Source organism: Belnapia mucosa (assembly GCF_016775475.1).
Classification (GTDB): Bacteria; Pseudomonadota; Alphaproteobacteria; order Acetobacterales; family Acetobacteraceae; genus Belnapia; species Belnapia mucosa.
The window spans coordinates 36,321-54,386 of sequence record NZ_JAEUXJ010000020.1; the positions used below are offsets into that span (position 1 = coordinate 36,321).

At 64.3% G+C, this 18,066-nt stretch carries 14 protein-coding genes; 3 read left to right on the forward strand and 11 right to left on the reverse strand.

What is annotated here, in order from left to right:
* Window positions 1-278: 278 nt before the first annotated feature.
* The 4 genes from JMJ55_RS26280 to JMJ55_RS26295 all read right to left on the reverse strand — a co-directional run bounded on the left by JMJ55_RS26280 (window position 279) and on the right by JMJ55_RS26295 (window position 7,118).
* Window positions 279-3,431: an AAA family ATPase gene (locus JMJ55_RS26280; protein ID WP_202828585.1), complete on the reverse strand. Its 3,153-nt coding sequence runs from the start codon at window positions 3,429-3,431 to the stop codon at window positions 279-281.
* Window positions 3,428-4,123, reverse strand: a complete 696-nt coding sequence (locus tag JMJ55_RS26285; RefSeq protein WP_202828586.1) for an ABC-three component system middle component 1 — start codon at window positions 4,121-4,123, stop codon at window positions 3,428-3,430. Before JMJ55_RS26285 ends, JMJ55_RS26280 begins: the two co-directional genes overlap by 4 nt.
* Window positions 4,120-6,624 carry an ABC-three component system protein gene (locus tag JMJ55_RS26290; RefSeq protein WP_202828587.1) on the reverse strand — a complete coding sequence of 835 codons (2,505 nt, stop codon included), beginning with the start codon at window positions 6,622-6,624 and terminating at the stop codon, window positions 4,120-4,122. The genes JMJ55_RS26285 and JMJ55_RS26290 overlap by 4 nt, the downstream gene beginning before the upstream one ends.
* Before the next feature lie 317 nt (window positions 6,625-6,941).
* Window positions 6,942-7,118, reverse strand: a complete 177-nt coding sequence (locus JMJ55_RS26295) for a hypothetical protein (protein ID WP_202828588.1) — start codon at window positions 7,116-7,118, stop codon at window positions 6,942-6,944.
* A gap of 144 nt (window positions 7,119-7,262) precedes the next feature.
* Here JMJ55_RS26295 and JMJ55_RS26300 point away from each other — a divergent pair, with 144 nt between their 5' ends.
* Window positions 7,263-7,577 carry a hypothetical protein gene (locus JMJ55_RS26300; RefSeq protein ID WP_202828589.1) on the forward strand — a complete coding sequence of 105 codons (315 nt, stop codon included), beginning with the start codon at window positions 7,263-7,265 and terminating at the stop codon, window positions 7,575-7,577.
* Window positions 7,578-8,067: 490 nt separating this feature from the next.
* Here the strand turns inward: JMJ55_RS26300 and JMJ55_RS26305 are convergent, their stop codons facing one another.
* The 5 genes from JMJ55_RS26305 to JMJ55_RS26325 form a co-directional block, all read right to left on the reverse strand.
* Window positions 8,068-9,354 (reverse strand): carbohydrate-binding domain-containing protein, encoded by a 1,287-nt coding sequence (locus JMJ55_RS26305; protein WP_202828590.1) that lies wholly within the window; start codon window positions 9,352-9,354, stop codon window positions 8,068-8,070.
* A gap of 708 nt (window positions 9,355-10,062) precedes the next feature.
* Window positions 10,063-11,229 carry an IS110 family RNA-guided transposase gene (locus tag JMJ55_RS26310; RefSeq protein ID WP_202828591.1) on the reverse strand — a complete coding sequence of 389 codons (1,167 nt, stop codon included), beginning with the start codon at window positions 11,227-11,229 and terminating at the stop codon, window positions 10,063-10,065.
* A 265-nt stretch (window positions 11,230-11,494) separates the two neighbouring features.
* Complete coding sequence (locus JMJ55_RS26315) at window positions 11,495-12,514, reverse strand: IS110 family RNA-guided transposase (RefSeq protein WP_202828592.1); 1,020 nt, start codon at window positions 12,512-12,514, stop codon at window positions 11,495-11,497.
* Window positions 12,515-12,659: 145 nt separating this feature from the next.
* Window positions 12,660-13,115 (reverse strand): response regulator, encoded by a 456-nt coding sequence (locus JMJ55_RS26320; RefSeq protein WP_236034080.1) that lies wholly within the window; start codon window positions 13,113-13,115, stop codon window positions 12,660-12,662.
* 108 nt (window positions 13,116-13,223) lie between these two features.
* The gene (locus JMJ55_RS26325; protein ID WP_202828593.1) at window positions 13,224-13,970 is read right to left on the reverse strand and encodes a Crp/Fnr family transcriptional regulator; all 747 of its coding nucleotides are present in this window, start codon (window positions 13,968-13,970) and stop codon (window positions 13,224-13,226) included.
* A 266-nt stretch (window positions 13,971-14,236) separates the two neighbouring features.
* Between JMJ55_RS26325 and JMJ55_RS26330 the strand changes: the two genes are divergently transcribed.
* Entirely contained in the window at window positions 14,237-14,749 is a 513-nt protein-coding gene (locus JMJ55_RS26330) for a response regulator (RefSeq protein WP_202828594.1), read from the forward strand.
* A 140-nt stretch (window positions 14,750-14,889) separates the two neighbouring features.
* Here JMJ55_RS26330 and JMJ55_RS26335 read toward each other — a convergent pair whose 3' ends face one another.
* Window positions 14,890-15,135 (reverse strand): hypothetical protein, encoded by a 246-nt coding sequence (locus JMJ55_RS26335; RefSeq protein WP_202828595.1) that lies wholly within the window; start codon window positions 15,133-15,135, stop codon window positions 14,890-14,892.
* Between the two features lie 138 nt (window positions 15,136-15,273).
* On the opposite strand from JMJ55_RS26335, the gene JMJ55_RS26340 reads away from it, so the two are divergent.
* Window positions 15,274-16,653 carry an MmgE/PrpD family protein gene (locus JMJ55_RS26340; RefSeq protein ID WP_202828596.1) on the forward strand — a complete coding sequence of 460 codons (1,380 nt, stop codon included), beginning with the start codon at window positions 15,274-15,276 and terminating at the stop codon, window positions 16,651-16,653.
* A gap of 36 nt (window positions 16,654-16,689) precedes the next feature.
* Here the strand turns inward: JMJ55_RS26340 and JMJ55_RS26345 are convergent, their stop codons facing one another.
* Window positions 16,690-17,844: a Bug family tripartite tricarboxylate transporter substrate binding protein gene (locus tag JMJ55_RS26345; protein WP_202828597.1), complete on the reverse strand. Its 1,155-nt coding sequence runs from the start codon at window positions 17,842-17,844 to the stop codon at window positions 16,690-16,692.
* Window positions 17,845-18,066 lie beyond the last annotated feature (222 nt).

Consider the following 18,066-nt stretch of genomic DNA (forward strand, 5'->3'; position numbering starts at 1 on the left):
AAAATGTCTCGCCGATTCGTGGGACCGTAGCACGGACATGCCCTCCGCGCACCCAGGGGTCTCCGCCCCGACCAGACGCGGGAAACGCCGCCCACCCGCCGCCCTCCGCCACCTGCAGCCTTGGCCGTATGAATACGTCGCGGACTGGTAGCAGACCGTTTCTCAGAGGCAGAGAAGAAGACGGTCCACTCTCACTTGAACCAGAATCGGTCAATCACCTGCCATCCAAAGATCCGACGGCAACGTGCTTCATGTCGGCCATTCGGCTATGCCTGAGCTTATCCTAAGTGTCCTGAGTTAGGCGCTGCTGACGCTGAGGATTGCGCATCCTTGCGCAATATCCGTCGCGCGGCCTTGTTATGTTCCGGCGCGTTCCAGACCACACCTTTGTCCGACGGCGCCGTTAACAGAACCGTGGAGCATGGCAGACCGGCCGCATCGAATTTGCGCGCTATGAACTCACTCTCACCACGATCATGGCTCGACATAATTAGTTGGTAGCCGTTCAATTCGACCATATTGCGCATCACGTCGACGAAGGCCGCAGTGTGGATGATGTCATTATGCTGCAGCGGGTCATCGAGTAGCAGCGCGCGCCAGCGTGACCAAGGATAGGCGGTACTTGCAGCGCACAGGATGCTGAAGCCGTTCGCGGCAAGCTGGCCCTCGCTCAGCACAACCTGAGGCGGCAAATCCTTTTTCGTCTCGATTGCGTTGTCGATCCTCTCGCGGTAACGCAGCGCCATGCCGAAACTGGTCGCATCAACCCTCGTGTCGGCCTTAAACTGAATGCTCTCACCGGGTGTGCTCAGCATTGCCTCATTGAAATCGTCAATCACTGTATTGAGCGGGTCAAGCACGCGCGCCGAAAAGTCGTCGGCTTGCTTCTGAAGGTCTTCCGAGTAGCGCTTTACCGCATTGCGTGCCGTGGTAGTAAGTTTGACTGCCGTTCGCGCTACCTCGAGCTTGGTCTTGAGCGTGGCCAGATAGGTCGCCGGATCCCGAACGACCTCGTCGCCTCCAGTTGCCCGCATCGACGCGACGATCTCATCGATCTCGCTCTGAAGAAGCGTGTCCTCATTTTCGCGGGCAAGCACGAGCTGGCGTTCGGCCAGTGACCTCAATTTCGCTAACATTGCGCTGACGGCGGCGAGCCCGCGGTCATGCTCAACCTGGCTGGGAATGGCGTTGAGACCAGCTCGGGTCCAGCGCTGCTGCATCTGCCGTGCTGCCTGTTCCGAGTTTGCGCGGGCTGCCTCGGCCGCGGTAAGGTCGCGCTGCGCGAAATCGAGCGCGGTCTGCTCGCGATGGACGTCTGCAGACGCGCTGCTCGCTGCCTCGTTCAGCTGTGCCAGACGTGCTCGCGCTTCTTCGCCGCGCTCGCGTTCAGCCGTTAACCTCGCCTCGATGTCGCCGATTGTCGCGTTCGATAGATTGCGTGCGGCGATTCGATCGGCGCAGGCCTTGTCCTCTGCCTGATACCTTCCCAGCCTCGCACCGAGCTGATTGTCACGCGCTAAAAGGTCGTCGAGTTCGGTTGCAACGCTCGATCGCTTTTCAATTGCCGCTGCCGCGTTCGCCGACAACGGTTCCAACGCTTCCTCTGCCGCTGCAAGTGCGGCATCCGCGTCGCGTGCCCGGGTTGTCGCTAGCGTGGCAAGGTCGCTCTCGGGGGCGGTAGCAAGGGTTCGGGCAACGCTGAAGCGTGCATTTGTCACCGCATCAGCAGCTGCCCTAGCGACCCGTTCGAGCCCTTCCACCGTCGCCACAACCCCGCGAAGACGACGGATTTCATCGCTGAGCGCGGGTCGGGTACTTCGCAATACCTCCAGCGCGTCATCGGCTTGCGCTAGACGATGGTCGCTGCCCGATGCCGCAGCCTCGGCAAGCGCCTTGAGCGCGCCTGGTTCGAACGGCGTCCGGCACACCGGGCAGTCGGTGTCGTCTTCATGGATATGGCTGGCTAGCTGCGACAAGGCCGCGCTGATCGCCGACGCATGGCGGTCGGCCTCGGCACATTCACGTTCAGCATCGGCAATCTTGCGGTCGAGACTGGCGAGCTGCGTCTCGAGAGGGACAAGTTCGGAGATGGCGCGCGCCGTGGCCTCGCGTCCCTGCGCCAGTGCGGCCTCGGCAGCCCGAGATTCGGCTTCGAGATCGAGGCAATCCGCCATCGCCTCGTTAGTTGCACGCGCCGATGCGGCGCGTCTCCGCAGACGCGCAACCTCGCCACTGGCGTCACCATGCTGGCTGATCACCGCGTCGGCTTCCACGATTATCTTGCGGTGCGCCGCGATCGCCTCGGTCAGCAACGTCCTATCTTGCTGCTCGGTCGAGATCAGCTCGGCGAGCTGGGCACGGCGGGCAAGATCGGTACGCGCGGCATCGAGTAGGGCGATGTTCTGGTCAATCGTAGCGATCGCGGCGTTCTGGGCGGTCACAGCGTTACCGGTCGAACCGATCAGCGGTGACGCCCGATCGAGCCGCACCTGCGCATCGACTACCAAGCTGCGGAGCCGTACAAGAGTCGGATGATCGAGCCGGCCTTCGGTCTGGCTGACTTGGAACTGCGCCGGAAGCGCCGATAGCTCTTCCAGCGCTGCTTTTCGTTCGCCGGTCGTCCGCAGGGCCGAGCCGATCCGATCGCCGAGCGCCGCTAGGCGCTGCCCGACGCCCTCGCTGGTAACCGCAAGCGGCAGACCCGCCGCGAGCTGCTGAAGGTCACTCTCGAGCTGGTCGATCCGCGTAGCAACTTCGTCGGCCGTCATCACGCCGGTGGCGCGGGCGGCAGCGCGGAGTCGCTCAAGGCGCGCCATCCATCCTTGCCAGTCTGCGATCTGCCGATCGAGCGTAGCGACGACACCTTGTTCGGCGTCGAGCCGTCGCGTGAATGCAGCGATGGTTGGCCGCCCGCGCAGCCCCGCGCGAATACGCTCGAGTCGATCGATGCCGCTCGGCCCCTTAAGCGCCTGCCACTGGTCTTGCGGTTCGCGGCTGGTGAATCGCTGCTGCGCTGCCTGGCCGAGGAAATGAGTGAGGGCGAGATAGGTCCCAAGATCGTTAATCGTGCGGCGGTTAGGCTGGGCAAGTTTTGCGACGATGTCCGCCATCGCCGTAGCGCCGGTCGCGCTGCGCTCGACCGGGTCGCCGTCAGAAAACGTGAGTGCGACCCCATGCGACCCCGGTTCTGCGCCCCGGCGCGTGAGATAATCTTTCTCAACGAGTTTCTTGCGGCCTCTGTTGATATAGGGTTCGAAGCGCCGGATCTTGTTCGTCAATCCCCATTCGATCGCATCAAAAAAGCTGCTCTTTCCCAGGCCATTGGTGCCGGTGAGTAAAACAAGACTGGGCGCGGCCGGAAGGTTGATCTCGAAGTCGCCGAAGGTCCGGAAGTTTTTTATAGCAACGCGAGAGAGAAAGATCTCACTCATGCCTGCCCCCTCCGACCCCAGGATTTGACCAACGCCGCGACAATATCGTCAGGTGTCTTCTTTTCGTCGAGCGCGATGCGCGTCCATTCTTCTGCAGTAGTCCGCGGTATACCTGGCGCGGTCGCGCTGGTGTTGCTCAGCTCATCGAGCGCCACATCCTCGAACTGGCCTTCGGCATGGACCCATGGCCGGGCGAGGAAAGTGCGCTTGAGGAAGTCAGCGAAGCTTTCGTCGTCTTTCAAAGGATCTTCGGGGCGCAGCCACGCCAGCTTGCGAGCGACGCGGTCGTCGCGCTCGACCATCAGCGCCATCGCGCGCCAAGCTTCCTGCCGCTCGCTCGCGCGTGGTCCCAATAGCATCAGTTGCAAGTCCAGCGTCTCGTTGGCTCCGAGGAACGATCTTGCGACAACGCATTGGTTTCGATAGCGCCGCAGCGTCTCGAGCACCGCTTCCATGGCGGCAACGTCCGGGAGGATGCCCAGCACGATATTGAAGCGATCGATCCGGATCGCATGGCTCTCTGCCGGCAGATCGGTCGGACTGACCATTGTCGACTTGGTCGATCCGCCGTTGAAGGTCGCGCTCACCAATTCAGGCCGATTCTTAAACTCGAACTCGAGCTTCAGAGCCGCGTTGCGCAGCCGGTTAGCAAGGTCAGCCAGTCCGGGTGAAAGAGCCGCGCTATCTGTCATGCCGCGCCTTTCATGATCGTCTTTTCGAGTGCCTCAAAGTGCTGCGCCTCCACCGTTGCCAGCAGGGCGCGTAGCTCAGCGAGGCTCGCCGCCGCCGCGTCGATAAAAGCGCGACTGATCGACATAATCACCGGACCAGAGCCATCCGTATCCCTGAGCCCCGGCTGGTCAGTGTCGATCTGCGCGAACGGCCGCTGCGCAATGCGGCTAACCTCAATGGCACTTTTGACGACGAGGATGACGAACTGGGTATTCCACATGAAATTTGCGGCACACAATGACATCTCGTCACCGTTGATCATATCGGCCGCGCAGCCATGACCAGCCCATTCGCTGTCGCCGTCGCGCAGACGAATCAGATTGCCCGGCCTAGCGCTTTTCGGCGATGTCGCATTCCAGGCTGCGGCGATGGCGAGCGCGACCGCGGTACCCCGCAGGATCACAGGCCATTTGCTCGGGCCCACGAGAATCTGTGCTACATCGCGATGATCATCGTCGTCGACCGCACAGATCATCAAGCGCAGGAAATGGTTCAGCAATGCCGCGTCGTCGGTGAACGACGCATGCCAGATCGCCCAGGTCGACGCCATTTCCCTCCTAAGGTCCTGCGCGAACTTCACGTTGATCGGGCGGCCGGGATCGGCATTGCTAGCGAAGAATGGCTGGAGGTGTGCGTCTAACCGCTGGAGAAGCCAGCTATCGAGCGACCGGTGGATCCGACGCGAGAGAATATCGGGTGGCAGTGAAACCGGCCCTTGGGCAGCGCCCCCGGGGTTTCCGGCAATGATTTCCGGCATCGCCATGCCTTCGGCATGCGGCGATTCCAGGCTAAGCTCTCGGACAAGCTGGCCCCAAATGCCAGGCGCGGCGTGGAGCCGGCAATTGCTGCTGTGGCAGGCAACCCGCAGCACGGCACCCGCAACTACACCAAGCGCCTCGGGACCATCCGGCAATATGATCTCGAAAGGCTGTTGCTCGCTCCATGACCGGATGAGCTGTTCCGCCTGGATCGCGCCCGACCAGCGAATGTTAGGGCCTTCGCGCAACAGCTGCACCGATATGGGAAGCTGGTTGGCCGCCAGTCGCTGCAGTCGCGGCGCGAGGACATTCGCACTGCGTGCCGCCTCCCTGAACAGAGAACGTGCCGGTCCTGACAACTTCGGGACAAGCGTCGCCTCACCGTGTCGGGCGAGCCATTCTTTATGCGTCACATCAAAACTGGCTAGGTGTGGGGCAAAGGGTGCTCGCACCAAATCGCGCTGCGGACCGCGACGGATGATCACCGCGTCCGCCGCAACTGTCTCCCCGTCGCAGTCGAGCCAAAAGGGGGCGACGACCGGTGCGGGATTCGGCGCGTCGATCCGGGCGACGACACTGCAATGCAAGTGCCGGAAGGAGCGCTGGGCGTCGCCCGCACAAGCCTTGATCGTGAGATAGGCGGCAAGCCGGTTGAGCGTTGCCGTCGAGACGTCGAACAGCTCGGCATGCTGGGTTTGAAAGGTCAGCTGCACGCCGGGACGAAGCTGTTGCGATACAGCAGCAACTAGGCCGCTGTTGACGAGAGGCTGTAGAAGCTTGGCGTCATAGGCCCCTATAAAATCGAAGCGGGCGCCCTTTGCATCCTCGGCGCGGGCGCACACATCGATTGCTGCAAGGATCGGCTTCAACGCCGCAACGCCTGGATGTTCGGAGATTAGCCGGATCATGCCGGCATGATCGAAATCACGGGCTCCGGCGGCCACGAAATCGATCAGCCCGCCATCGCCCGCGCCGCTGACGAAGAACCGCGGAGTCGGGCGACCCGCGAACTCGGCAACCGGAACTCCTGCATCGGTCCAATAGCTGGCGCTCTGTATCGCCGGCACCGGTTCGCCTGGCTCGAGCCCAAACCCGACGGCGAGAAACACTACGTGAAATTGCTCGCGTAGCTCTGCGCCTGGGGATGGTGGCGGCGCATTGAGATCGGTGATATCGAGCTGATAACCATCCGTTGTCCGTATCAGCGCCGTAACCTGATGGCGCAGACGTCGCTCCAGGCGCGGCGCGAGCCTGACTACGATATCTTCGAATCCGAGCAGGACGTCGTCGCGGACGGCACGACACGTTCCCGATTCCCAGTCTAGGATCGGCAGGTCGGCGATGGGATCGGTCGTGTAGTGCGCCGGCCAATCATAGATATGAGGATCAAGCCGCCGACGATTAGTCGTCGATTGGAGGGGCAGAAGCGCATCGGCGGATTCGAACAAGACGACCTGCGACCCGGTGACCAGCGCGGCAGCTGCGGCTGCGGTGACGCCGGCCGCCCCGCCGCCGACGACTGCGATTCTAGGATTGGCATGGAGATAGCCGAGTTCCTTGAGCGCGTGGATCAGTGACAGCGCCCTGACCTGCTGGGAATAGAAGGTGATGCGCCGGTCGAAACTGCCGATGACAAACAGGTTCGGGCGGTCGCGAACAGCCGCGCCATCAAGGATGTCCTGGGCGAGCAAAGCATCAGCCAATGACGGGTACTCCCGCAGTCGCTCGTGTTTGCCGTACCGGCACCATGGCTGTGGCGTGTGCTCCCGCTCGCATGTTCGACAAGCCGCTCCCCCTTCGGCCACGTCGCTGCGACAGCCGGCGCATTAGCTTATGGGTAGAAATTGAAGGTGTCGCAATATTTTGATGCACTCTGCTAAGCCGATTTTTGCCAGGTTGCCTGCTCGCCACTCACATTCAACGCCGAGCGGGAATACACGCCGGCCAGCGAGGCGAGATAGGCGGCAACGGCGGCTGGTTCGGCCGGCAGCGGGGCGCAACCGGCGGCGCTGCACCAGCCTCAGAAATGCGCCCAGTCGGCGGCGTAAGTACGGAGCGTCTCGGGCGCGAGCGCCTGTCGGGCATAGGCCTGGGCCGAGGCGAGAGCCGCAACGCCGGCTGGGGCGAGGCCCCCGCCCTGCTCCACCGGCACCACGGCCGGCGGTCCGGCCTCTGCCGAGGTCACCGCCTCGTCCAAGCTCCTTGCCCCGACCCCCGCTCATGCCTGAAATCAGGCGGCTTTCCTCGATTGCGGCAGGCCTCTCCTCACTTGCGGTAAGGGGGTATTATCGCATGTGAGAAGCGCTGGCCTCAGCCCTCACCCATTGCACACGGTGGGCTGGTGCTGAGCACGACGGCACTCGACATTTACAGCATGAGCTCACCACAGAAGATCACGCCCGAGGAGCGCCGGCGCCGCACCGCAGATCAGCTGAAGACCATCCGGTTGCGGATGGCGATTGGCCGCGAGCTGGATAATCGGGGCATCACGACCCCCGCTGGGATCGGCGCCGCCCTTGGGATGCCACCGGCCGAGGCAGCCTCCTTGCTGAACCGGAGGCAGTGGCGAGAGGGGGAAGTGGTGCTGCTCGAGGCCGTGGCGGCTCGGCTGGGAGTGCAGGTGCTGGAACCAGCAAGAGACGACTGGCCGGGCTAGCCAGCGCCGCTGCTGGTGCGGAACGCTCGCAAACCAGTCCGCCGAGAGCGGCGTTGGAGAGGGGTGCATCAGATGTAGTCTCCTTAGCCTAAAAGGCCGCTCCCCCAGGGCGGCCTTTCCTTTGTCCCGAATCAAGTATCGCAGCCTCATCTGCGGCGAGCGGGCGCTATCGCAAGTGAGCTCACCCACTTTCAGCGGTATGAGAAGGAGTGGCATCAGAGCTGGTAAGGCCGAGTTGCCCCCGACGGCAGCCCGACGAGGCGGCCATATGCCCACTGCGCTGCGCGGCCACCGTAACCCCGCCCCGGCGCATCCCGATTACCATGCTCGGAAGCCTGGCATTGATTAGCGAGGTAACCCTGGGCAGCAGCGCTGGCCCAGGTCGCCGTGTAGAACCGCGGCTGGTGACGGTGCACCAGACCGCAGTTCCCACTTGCTGCCAAACCGCGAAGCTACTGTTTGGCCGGCTGAGCCTTACTGCTGCAGAGGTCTATATGAACCACTGACCGGTCGCCTCGTAGTTCGCCAGCGCCTGGGCCGCCAGGGCATTCCAGTCCACCGGCTCCGATGCGGGCTGGTCGACCGGGGGGGGTTCAGGCGAGGTGTCTGGTGGGGAAGTCGGCAGATACGGGCCGCGCTCGACGAAATCGAAGCTCGCCGGGTCCGAGCTCTTGATGGCGGCGACGCTGTTCGGGTCGTTCACCGTCAAGCCGTTGAAGGTGGCGCCATCGAGGTAGAGGTTGCGGTCGAGGCCCGATTCGGGCGCATAGAAGTCGTTGAGGAACGCAACCGACACCAGGTGGCTGCCGGCGCCCCAGTCGCCGAGGACGGTGACGGTGTCGCTTTGGCCGCTGCTGTGCAGGGCGCCAGCATTGAGAACGCCACCGATCTGCACGCCGTCCACGCTCACCGTGTATTGGGCGTAAGCGGGCTGGACGGCGTCCTGGCTGATCTTCAGCACCAGGGCGTCATTGCCGCTACCGATCGTTGTGCTGGTCGGCTCGAATACGGGCAGGATGGGGCCACGCTCGACGAAGTCGAAGCTCACCGGATCCGAGCTCTTGATCGCGGCGACGCTGTTCGTGTCAGTGACCGCCAAGCCGTTGAAGGTCGCGCCATCAAGGTAGAGGTTGCGGTCGGCGTCAGGCGTGCCGCCCCACTCATCGTTCAGCAGGGTGACGGTGACCGCGTGCGGGCCGGCGCCCCAGTCGCCCTTGACCAGCACGGTGTCGCTTTGCCCGCCGACATGAAGCGCACTGGCCGTGAGCGGGCCGCCGATCTGCACCCCGTCCACGGTGATCGCATACTGTGCGCTGACGCCCAGATAGGCATCCTGGCTGACCTTGAGGGCCAGGGTGTCAGAACCCTCGCCGATGGTGGTGGTCGTCGGCGGGTAGGTCGGCAGATAGGGGCCGCGCTCGACGAAGTCGAAGCTCACCGGGTCTGAGGTCTTGATGGCGGCGACGCTGTTCTCGTCGAGCACCGGAAGGCCGTTGAAGACGGCGCCGTCAAGGTAGAGGTTGCGGTCAGTGTCGGGCGTGCCGCCCCAGCCGTCGTTCAGCAGGGCGAGGGAGACCGTATGCGGACCCGCGCCCCAGTCGCCATGGACGGTGACGGTGTCGCTCTCGCCGCTGGCATGGAGCGAGCTTGCGGTCAGCATATCGCCGTAGGCGACGCCGTCGACGGTGATGCTGTATTGCGCATCGCCCTGCCAAGCGTCCTGGCTGATCTGCAACACAAGCTCGTCGTTACCGGTTCCAATAATAATACTAGCCATTTATTTCCTCGCAACCTTAGCCGAAATAGAGTTCTTCTTTGTTCGGCATATGGGAGTGCAAGGCTAAATGAATTTCATCGGTTGTCCAGGCGATGTCTCTTTTAAGGGAACGAATAACAAGACTGTCGCCGGAATGTGATGTAATTATTGTTACTGAAGTTCGCTGTCTAAGACATAGAGCGGTCATCATGGTTGCGGAACTCAACCCATGACTACTTATTTAGTGGTAGATTTCTGGAGCTATAGTTTGCGTTATGATTGGATAAAATCTGAAAGTCCGCCTGCTAAGATATTGTGATAAGTTGCTAATGGTTTGTGAGATGCGGGATTTATCGCATGTGTGGATGCCCCCTGCGGGTCAAGGCGGATCTGCAGCGTTGGCACCGAGAGCACGGGTGCGGTCATGTGTGCGGCCTCACATGGGGGGTCCCTCCATCAAGCAGGTTTAGCGGCTTCGGGTTGTGCCCGCGTTCCAAAATGGCCTGATAGCCCAAGGCGGAGCTCCCATCATGGCAGGTCTCCCCACCAACCTCACATCCGGCAGGACCGAAAGTCCCAACCACGATCCCGCATCCGGGACGGAGGAGCTCCAGGGGGGCGGCACCACTCTTTGAAACGGCGTGGTCGCGCCTTGCCGCACAACGGCGACGCCCCCTTGGACTGGTCAGGCCAGGCGCGCTGGAGTGCAGCCCTGGCCGATCTTGTGTCTCAGACGACTGGCTTGAGCGCAGCTCCCTCCGGGATGACGCCTTGCGTGGCGAGCCGCCACAGTGCGATCAGGAGCTTTCGCGCGAGCGCCACCACCATGACCTTGCGCTGGCGCCGCGCGGCGCCGCCGAGGCGGTCGCGGAACCAGCCGACAATCGCGCTGCCCGGCTGATAGCGTTGCCAGATCCAGGCGAGCTCCACCAGGGTGGTCCGGAGCCGGGCATTCCCGGACCTGCCAATCCCCTGCTCGCGTTCCGTGCCGCCGCTGCTGTAGGGGGTTGGGGAAAGACCGGCGTAGGCGCCAAGCGCCTTGCCGTTGGCAAATGGGCGCACGAAGGCCTCCCGTACCAGCAGCGTCGCGCTCTGCACGCCGATGCCACGCAGCTGTACGAGTTGCTGGATCATCCGCTCCGCATCCCCTGGTGCCGCCTCGTCGAGAACGGCATCACGCTGGCGCTCCAGTGTGGCGATCTGGGTCAGCACCAGCTCAAGGCGGTCAAGCATGCGCTCGATCCTGGCCCTTGCTTGTGACGGCAGCGGATCCCCCAGTGCGGTTCGCAGGCCCTCAAGTCGCTCACGGCGGTCTCGCCGCAGCGGATCGTAGCCCCGGGCGCCGAGCGTGGCGAGGATCGAGGCGATCCCGTTGGCGATCGCCACCCGCTCACCCAGGAGATCCTGTCGCTCGCGGACGCAACGTCGCGCGTCCTCGTCGGCTTCGGTTGGGATCGGCACCATGGAGCACACGCGCGGCTCTCCGCGCAGCCATGCCAGCAATGTCCGCAGCAGCAGTTCGGCATCGATCCCGTCGGACTTCGCACGGCGCGCGCGGCGGTCGACCGGAACGCTGGACGGCTGGATGACGAAGGTGTCCACAGCGTGCTGCGCCAGCCATCGCGCGAGCCAGAAGCCCGAGTAGCCCGCCTCGTAAACCAGCACCACACGATCCACGTTCCTACCCGCTCTCGCCGCGCGGGCCCGGTAGATCTTGACTGCTTCCAACAATGCCTCTGCGGCCGGAGACAGCGTGCGCCGGAGCTTGCTTCCCTGCAGTCCAGGCACGTGTGCGGCAACCACCCAGCTCTTCTCGCTGACCTCCAGCGCGAGGATTAGGGTGCGGTCGAAGTCGGCCGCAGAATACGTGGGCTGTGGAACGGGCATCTGCGTCATCGGGGCGCTCCCTCTGGGTCCAGTGGCAGCAGCCTATCCGATCTCGCCGCTGCCTCACCCCCATAGGTTCTCTGATGCGGCCGGCCTGGCCGCGGGCCCTGATGAGCTGCGCGGAACGAGGGGGCATTCAAGTCAGCGCGCTCGGGTGGCGCCCTGCGATAAACGGCCTGTCTCGTCACCGGCTCACCGGTCTCTCGCTGTCATCGTCACGTCAGCACCTTGGCCCTCGCCGGGCGCGGCGCCCGGCGAGCTCGGACGCGGCCGCTCAGGCGGCCGCGGTTGTGGTGTAGGTCCCGCCTCGGGCCAGCAAGGCCCAGGCGATGCGGGCCATCTTGTTGGCCAGCGCCACGGCCACGACCTTGAAAGGCCGTCGCGCCAGCAGGCGCGTGGTCCAGTCCGAGGCCTCCGGGTTGCGCCGGGCATAGCGCAGGCGGCTGGTGGCGCCGAGCACCAGCAAGCGGCGCAACATGGAGTTGCCCTGCCGGGAGATCCGGCCCAGGCGCTCCTTGCCGCCGCTCGAGTGCGGCTTCGGGGTCAGGCCAAGCGAGGCCGCAAAGTGTCGCGCGGAGGCAAAGCCCTGCGGATCGGACACCATCGCGGCCAGGGCTGTCGCGCCGATCGCTCCGATGCCAGGGATGCTCGCCAGCCGCCGGGCCGTCTCGTCCTCACGGGCATGGCGGACCATGCGGCTGTCGAGCCGCTCGATGCGTTCCTGCAAGGCTTCAATCTGGGCTACCAACTCGCTCAATGCCTCGCGTGCCAGATGGGGCAGCCGGCTATCCTCGTCGCCGCGCACCACCGCGATCAGCTCGACCAGCTTGCGCCCCTGCGCCGCCACGATGCCGTATTCAGCGAGATGGGAGCGCAATGCGTTGATGGTCTGGGTCCGTTGGCGCACCAGCATGTCGCGGACTTTCAGTTCCACCAGGCTGGCCTGCTGCGCCTCGGTCTTGATCGGCACAAAGCGCATGGTCGGGCGCGTCACCGCCTCGCAGATCGCCTCGGCGTCCGCCGCGTCGGTCTTGCCGCGCTTAACGTAGGGTTTCACGTAAGCCGGCGGCATGAGCCGGACGGTGTGGCCGAGGCGGGTGAGCTCGCGCGCCCAGTGGTGCGCTCCCCCGCAGGCCTCCATGCCGACCAGCGCCGGCGGCAATGTCTCGAAAAAGTCCAGCAGCGCTGACCGGCGGAGCTTGCGCCGCAGCACGACCCCACCCGCCGCGTTGACCCCATGCACTTGGAAAACGCTCTTGGCCAGGTCGAGGCCAACCGTCGTAATCTCCTCCATGGATGCCTCCTCTCCCTCGTGGTCAGGCTCAGCACCAACCACGCTATGGCACCTCGATGCCGCGGAGCAGGGGGCATCCACCCCATCAGGTGAGCCGACTCCACCTCGTCAGAGTGCCTGCGATGGCCAGTACGGATCAGTCTCCCTAGGAAGCGCCGGCACCATCGGGAGTGAATGACACGATGGCTTCGACGGCAGCGACCAGCCGCTCTGTGGCAAAGGGTTTATGCAACACTGGCGCAGCGGCGTGTCCGCCCGTGTCACAGTCCGTTCCGTAACCCGTGGCGAACAGAAACGGCACGCCAAGCGCGGCGAGCTGATTAGCAACTGGTGTCACCGCCTCGCCAGCAAGGTTGATGTCCAGAACCGCAGCGTCCAATCCGCCATCCTGGGCCACTCTCTCGATGATCTGCAAAGCCTCGGACACGGTTCTGGCGGAGCCTACGACCTCTGCTCCCGCGTCGCTCAGTTCATCCTCGAGCAGCATCGTCACCAGCGCTTCGTCCTCGACAATCAGAATGCGGCGATCCCGAAGCGTGGAGTGCCTTTGCGGCATGACCTGATGTTGTAAATCGGCTTGGTTATCATTCGCGGTCAGCATCGCGATCATCTCCCATGGCGCGGGCAGCCACGGCCAACGTTGACGCATAGAAGACCCAGGGCGTCACCTTGTCCGTTCGACACCATACGTAGGGGAGAAAGCGCCTGCTCAGCCCCCTGATGCCGCTGACGCTGCCGCCCGGGGACCCAGCAGCCGGGCGTACTCGTGGCGAACCGTGTGATAGCACTCGCAGGTGGCGGCTTCGAGGCCAGGACGGTCGGTAATAGTCATGTGACCCCGTACGTAACGGATGAGGCCAGCCCGGTTCAGTATGCCAGCGGCGATGGACACGCCTGGGCGGTTCACGCCGAGCATCATCGCCATGAACTCGTGGGTCATGGGGAACTCGTCAGCACCGGCGCGGTCGTGTGCGGTCAACAGCCAGCGGGCCAAACGGTTTTCGATGGGGTGGCGCGCGTTGCAGGCCCCGCTCTGTGTCACCTGACCGAGAAAGGCCAGCGCATAGCGCAACAACAACGCCCGCAGAGCAGGGCTCCGGTCCATGGCCGTGTGGAATGCCGCCGCGCCAATCCGCAGAGCGGTGCCCTCCAGCTGCACCCTGGCGTCGGTGAACGAGCGACTGTCGCCAAAGACCAGTGTCAGGCCGAGCAGACCCTCTGGCCCGGCGATGCCGCTCTCGACCTGCGAGCCATCCTCGAGGGTCACGAGAATGGACACCATGCCTGTCTCAATGAAGAACACCGCATCCACGGGCCCGCCCGCCGCATGCACGGTCTGATCAAAGGGCAATTCGACGGCCTCGAGGTGGGGTCCCAGGTGCGCCCAATCTGCCGGCGGCAGGGCCGCGAGCAAGCCATTGCGGACGGACGACTGCTGGATCGTGGAATGGCTCATGCGGCTCTCCTGCGCGTGGTACGGCGGGAGCGCTGGCCTCTCTCAGGCACCTGCAGCCGGGGATCCGTGCAGGCGATCTGCTCGACATAGAGTGCTGGCGAAAGATTTCCTAAAGAAATCTGCTCTTCAGGCGCCGGCGTGCCTGGATCGGGACGGGCATGGCGGCAGACTGGTCAAGTATTTGTTCGATTTCGAACGCACGGACTAGCCGGCTTCGCGTTGCCGTAAAGCCCCCCTGACTACCGCAAAGGGCCGGAGTTGGAACGATGCGCATTCTGGTCGTCGAAGATGAGGCGCTTATCGCCATGATGCTCGCCGACGACCTGGAAACTGCAGGACATGAGGTTATGGGGCCGGTGGCGACCACTGCCGCAGCGCTGACGCTGTGCGAGACGACGCTCCCTGACCTTGCACTGCTCGACGTTAACTTGGCGGGCGGCGACAACGGTGTGGCCCTGGCGTGCGACCTGTTCGCGCGGTGGCATCTGCCGGTGGTCTTCGCCAGCTCGCAGCCGGTGGAGGTATTACAGGAAGCACCCGCCGCGCTCGGCATCATCCATAAACCTTATCAGACGGAAACGGTGCTGCGCAGCGTCGAGGCCGTGCGCGCGGTACTGGATGGCCGAAAACCCTCGGACATGCCCGCGGGCTTCAAACTATTCCTTCCCGGTGCGCAGCCTGAGCTCTTAACCAAACCGTTTGGCATGGCCGATTCAACGAATGCTCGCTCACACGAGCGCGCATACATCAAGTTCGTGCACGACTGTCGAAGTTTGTAACGGGGCACGGTCTTCTCAAACCGAAACTAGCTTCACGTCGACTGCAATCGTCGGCTCAAGTTTACCAAGAACGAGCCACCGCTATGAGGCCAGCCGGATGGGGTGCTTATCGCATGTGAGCGGGAGCAATGAGGTAAGCCTTATCTACGGACGAAGACCACCAGCACCGGCCCCGCGACCGCGTTCCAGCTCTCGGCGCAGGTCGCGCCGCAGCGGCGCACCCAGCCCGGCAGCACCGCCGAGCCGAAGAGGGCGCGGATCGCCGCCCGGCTCGCCGCACTCTCGGTGACGCGTTGCATCCGGCTCGGCTCGACGGTGCAGCCGGCAAGCTGGCCGGTCAGGCAGGCCTCGCCCTCCGCCCGCTGCACCTCCGCCGCCCGCCACATGGCTCGCCGATCCACGCCATGCCACTGATGCACGACTACACGCCCGCCGACTTCGGGGATTACACTGGGTTGAGACCGCGCTTGGATACGCGATGTGTGCTCTCTCAGGAGCAGTTGCGGTTGAGAAGGTGACAAGCGATGGACACGCATAGAGGCGACCTCGAGGCAGAAGAGTCCACGGCCCGGCTCGCCGGCTGGTGCGCGACGGTCCCCCGCCGATGGTCTGCCGGCCAGCTTGAGGCCACGCGGCGCGCGGTGGTGGACACGGTGGCGGTGATGCTGGCCGGACAGGACGAGGCCTGCACCGTCAACCTGCGCCATGCCGTCCGCGACTGGGGCGACGGGCGCAGCCATGTGATGGGAGGCCGTCCCCAGGCGGCGCCATGGGCGGCGCTGGTGAACGGCACCGCGGCCCATGCGCTGGATTACGACGACGTGCTGGATCCTGCCATGTCCCATCCCAGTGCGGTGCTCGTGCCAGCGGTGCTGGCTCTGGCGGAGGCGGTGGAGTCCTCGGGCGCAGATGCGCTGGATGCCTTCATCGTTGGCTTCGAGGTGCTGGCGCGGCTGGGCGAGGCCATGAACCTTGTCCACTACACGCGCGGTTGGCACACGACCTTGTCCATCGGCAGCATGGGCGTGGCTGCAGCCTGCGCGAGGCTGCTGCGGCTGGACCAAGACCGCATGATGATGGCGATCTCGCTGGCCACCAGCATGGCGGGCGGTTCCAAGCGGCAATTCGGCACGATGGTCAAGCCGTTGCATGCAGGACTAGCCGCCAAGAATGGATTGGTAGCCGCCCAACTCGCTGCTGCGGGAGTGACCGGCGTCGCCGAACCTTTGGAAGGGCGCTGGGGCTATCTGGAACTGATGGCGGGGGAAGGCGCGCCGGGCATGGCGGCGGGTCTCGCCCATCTCGGTGACCCCCCGGCGATTGAGCAGTATGGCGCTTGGGCCAAGTATTATCCGTGCTGCGCTTCCACCCACCGACCTGTTGACGCATTGAGGTCGTTAAATCTTCGGCCGGAGCAGGTGGCCACAATCCGCGCGGAGGTTTCCGAAGTGGCGCAGGCCAACTTGCGCTACCGCGTGCCGCGCGATTCCAACGAGGCGCGATTTAGCCTGCCCTACTGCCTGGCCGCAGCGTTGTATGACGGCACGTTGACGGTCGGCAGCTTTTCGCCCGAGGCCATCGCCCGGCTGGAGTTGGTGCCACTCATGGAGCGCATCGAAGTGGCCATGGACCCGGAACTGACCGGCGATCGCCCGGTCGCCGAGACCTTCGAACGCGGCAGCGTGGCCGTGACATTGACCGACGGTTCGGTCCTCCGCGCGACCGCCGTCGTGCCGCGCGGCCATCCGCAGGCGCCGCTCACGGATGCAGAGCTGGAGGGCAAGTTCCGCGACTGCGCGGCGCGTGTCCTGACCCCGGGCCAGGCGGACCGCGTCTGGGATGCGCTATCGCGCTTCGGACAACTGGACCGGGTAGCCGAACTCACAGCGCTCATGCGGGCCTGAAGCTGAGCGACCGGAGCTGTCGGCCGCCCGCCAGGGCTACTGCGCGGTCGCGCCGGATGCCCGGACGATCGGCGGCCAGAAATTCCGCTCGCTCTTGATGAAGGCCTCGAACTTGGCAGGAGTGTAGTCCAGCATCGGGGGCATGCCGGTTTGCTCCAACCGCTCGCGGATCACGGGATCGGCCAAGGCCTGCCCAATTGCAGCGGCGAGCCTCTCGACGATCGGCTGGGGCAGCCCGGCCGGGCCGAAGATCCCGAACCAGGAATACGCCTTCAGCTCCGGCAACCCTGCCTCGGTGTTGCTCGGCACCTCCGGGATCAGCGGCTGACGCTCTGGCGTCGCCATGATCATGCGGATATGGCCGCCCCTCGCCTGCTCACGGTGCAGTACGGCGATATCGAAAGCCCATTGCACATCGCCGTTCACCAGCGCTGTCAGCGCCTCGGCGCCACTGCGATAGGGCACGTGCACTGCCTCGCATCCGGTCAGCCGCAACAGGTTGGCGCCGGCGAGGTGACTGGTCGCGCCCGTGCCGTTGCTGGCGAAGCTGAGCTGGCCCGGGCGGGCCTTCATCTCGGCGATCAGCTCCTTCAGCGAGGTGACATTGAAGTTCTTCGTCGTTACGGAGAGCGTCAGCGGCACGAACACCGTCGGGGAGATATTCGTCAGGTCCTTCTCGGGATCGTAGGGCAGGCTGCGGAATAGCGCGGTGGCGATGACGACCGAAGCGACCGCAGCGTGGACGAAGCTGTAGCCGTCCGGCGCTGATTTGGCGACGTTGTCCGTCCCCACGACGCCGCCGGCGCCCACCCGGTTCTCCACCAGGCAAGGCTGACCGAGGATTTCTGCCAGCTTCGGTGCCAGTATCCGCATCACGATATCCGTCGCGCCGCCCGGCCCGAGCGGCACAACAAAGCGGATGGGCTTGGTCGGCCAAGCCTGAGCTGCGACGGGGAGTGCGGCGGCGGCGAGCGGAGCGGCAAGAACGCTTCGGCGACCCAGCAAGGCGGCGGCGGGCTTCGTCCTGTCATGCATGAGGAACAGTCCTTTCGGTCGAAATGAGGTTCTCCGCAAGCGGGCTTGTCTTTTCTTGGCCCTTAGAACCCGATTCATAACGATATCGGAGCGGCCACCGCCGTCCCAAACCAGACGCTTGCTGTAGCGTTCGTAAGGCAGCCTGCTGAAGGTCACGCAGCATTGCACCATACGATGACAGCTTAGCTAGGGGGCTAAGAGCCCGCTTCGGAACGAGGGGGAGTGGATCTGATATGAGGTGAGCGGCGGCGGTCCGGAGCGTTCGAAGGGTGTCTGACGTCCTTGAGGCTGCCGATGTGGACCCCGCCGCCCGGGCCGAGCTTGCTCGCCGGTCCCAGCCCTATGCAACCTGCCTGACCGACGCAGAGTGGCAGATCG

Coding starts and splice junctions, on each gene's coding strand:
- JMJ55_RS26280 (WP_202828585.1), bottom strand. CDS start 3,431: ATGAGTGAGATCTTTCTCTCTCGCGTTGCTATAAAAAACTTCCGGACC.
- JMJ55_RS26285 (WP_202828586.1), bottom strand. CDS start 4,123: ATGACAGATAGCGCGGCTCTTTCACCCGGACTGGCTGACCTTGCTAAC.
- JMJ55_RS26310 (WP_202828591.1), bottom strand. CDS start 11,229: ATGACGCAGATGCCCGTTCCACAGCCCACGTATTCTGCGGCCGACTTC.
- JMJ55_RS26335 (WP_202828595.1), bottom strand. CDS start 15,135: ATGTGGCGGGCGGCGGAGGTGCAGCGGGCGGAGGGCGAGGCCTGCCTG.
- JMJ55_RS26325 (WP_202828593.1), bottom strand. CDS start 13,970: ATGAGCCATTCCACGATCCAGCAGTCGTCCGTCCGCAATGGCTTGCTC.
- JMJ55_RS26305 (WP_202828590.1), bottom strand. CDS start 9,354: ATGGCTAGTATTATTATTGGAACCGGTAACGACGAGCTTGTGTTGCAG.
- JMJ55_RS26320 (WP_236034080.1), bottom strand. CDS start 13,115: ATGCTGACCGCGAATGATAACCAAGCCGATTTACAACATCAGGTCATG.
- JMJ55_RS26330 (WP_202828594.1), top strand. CDS start 14,237: ATGCGCATTCTGGTCGTCGAAGATGAGGCGCTTATCGCCATGATGCTC.
- JMJ55_RS26315 (WP_202828592.1), bottom strand. CDS start 12,514: ATGGAGGAGATTACGACGGTTGGCCTCGACCTGGCCAAGAGCGTTTTC.
- JMJ55_RS26340 (WP_202828596.1), top strand. CDS start 15,274: ATGGACACGCATAGAGGCGACCTCGAGGCAGAAGAGTCCACGGCCCGG.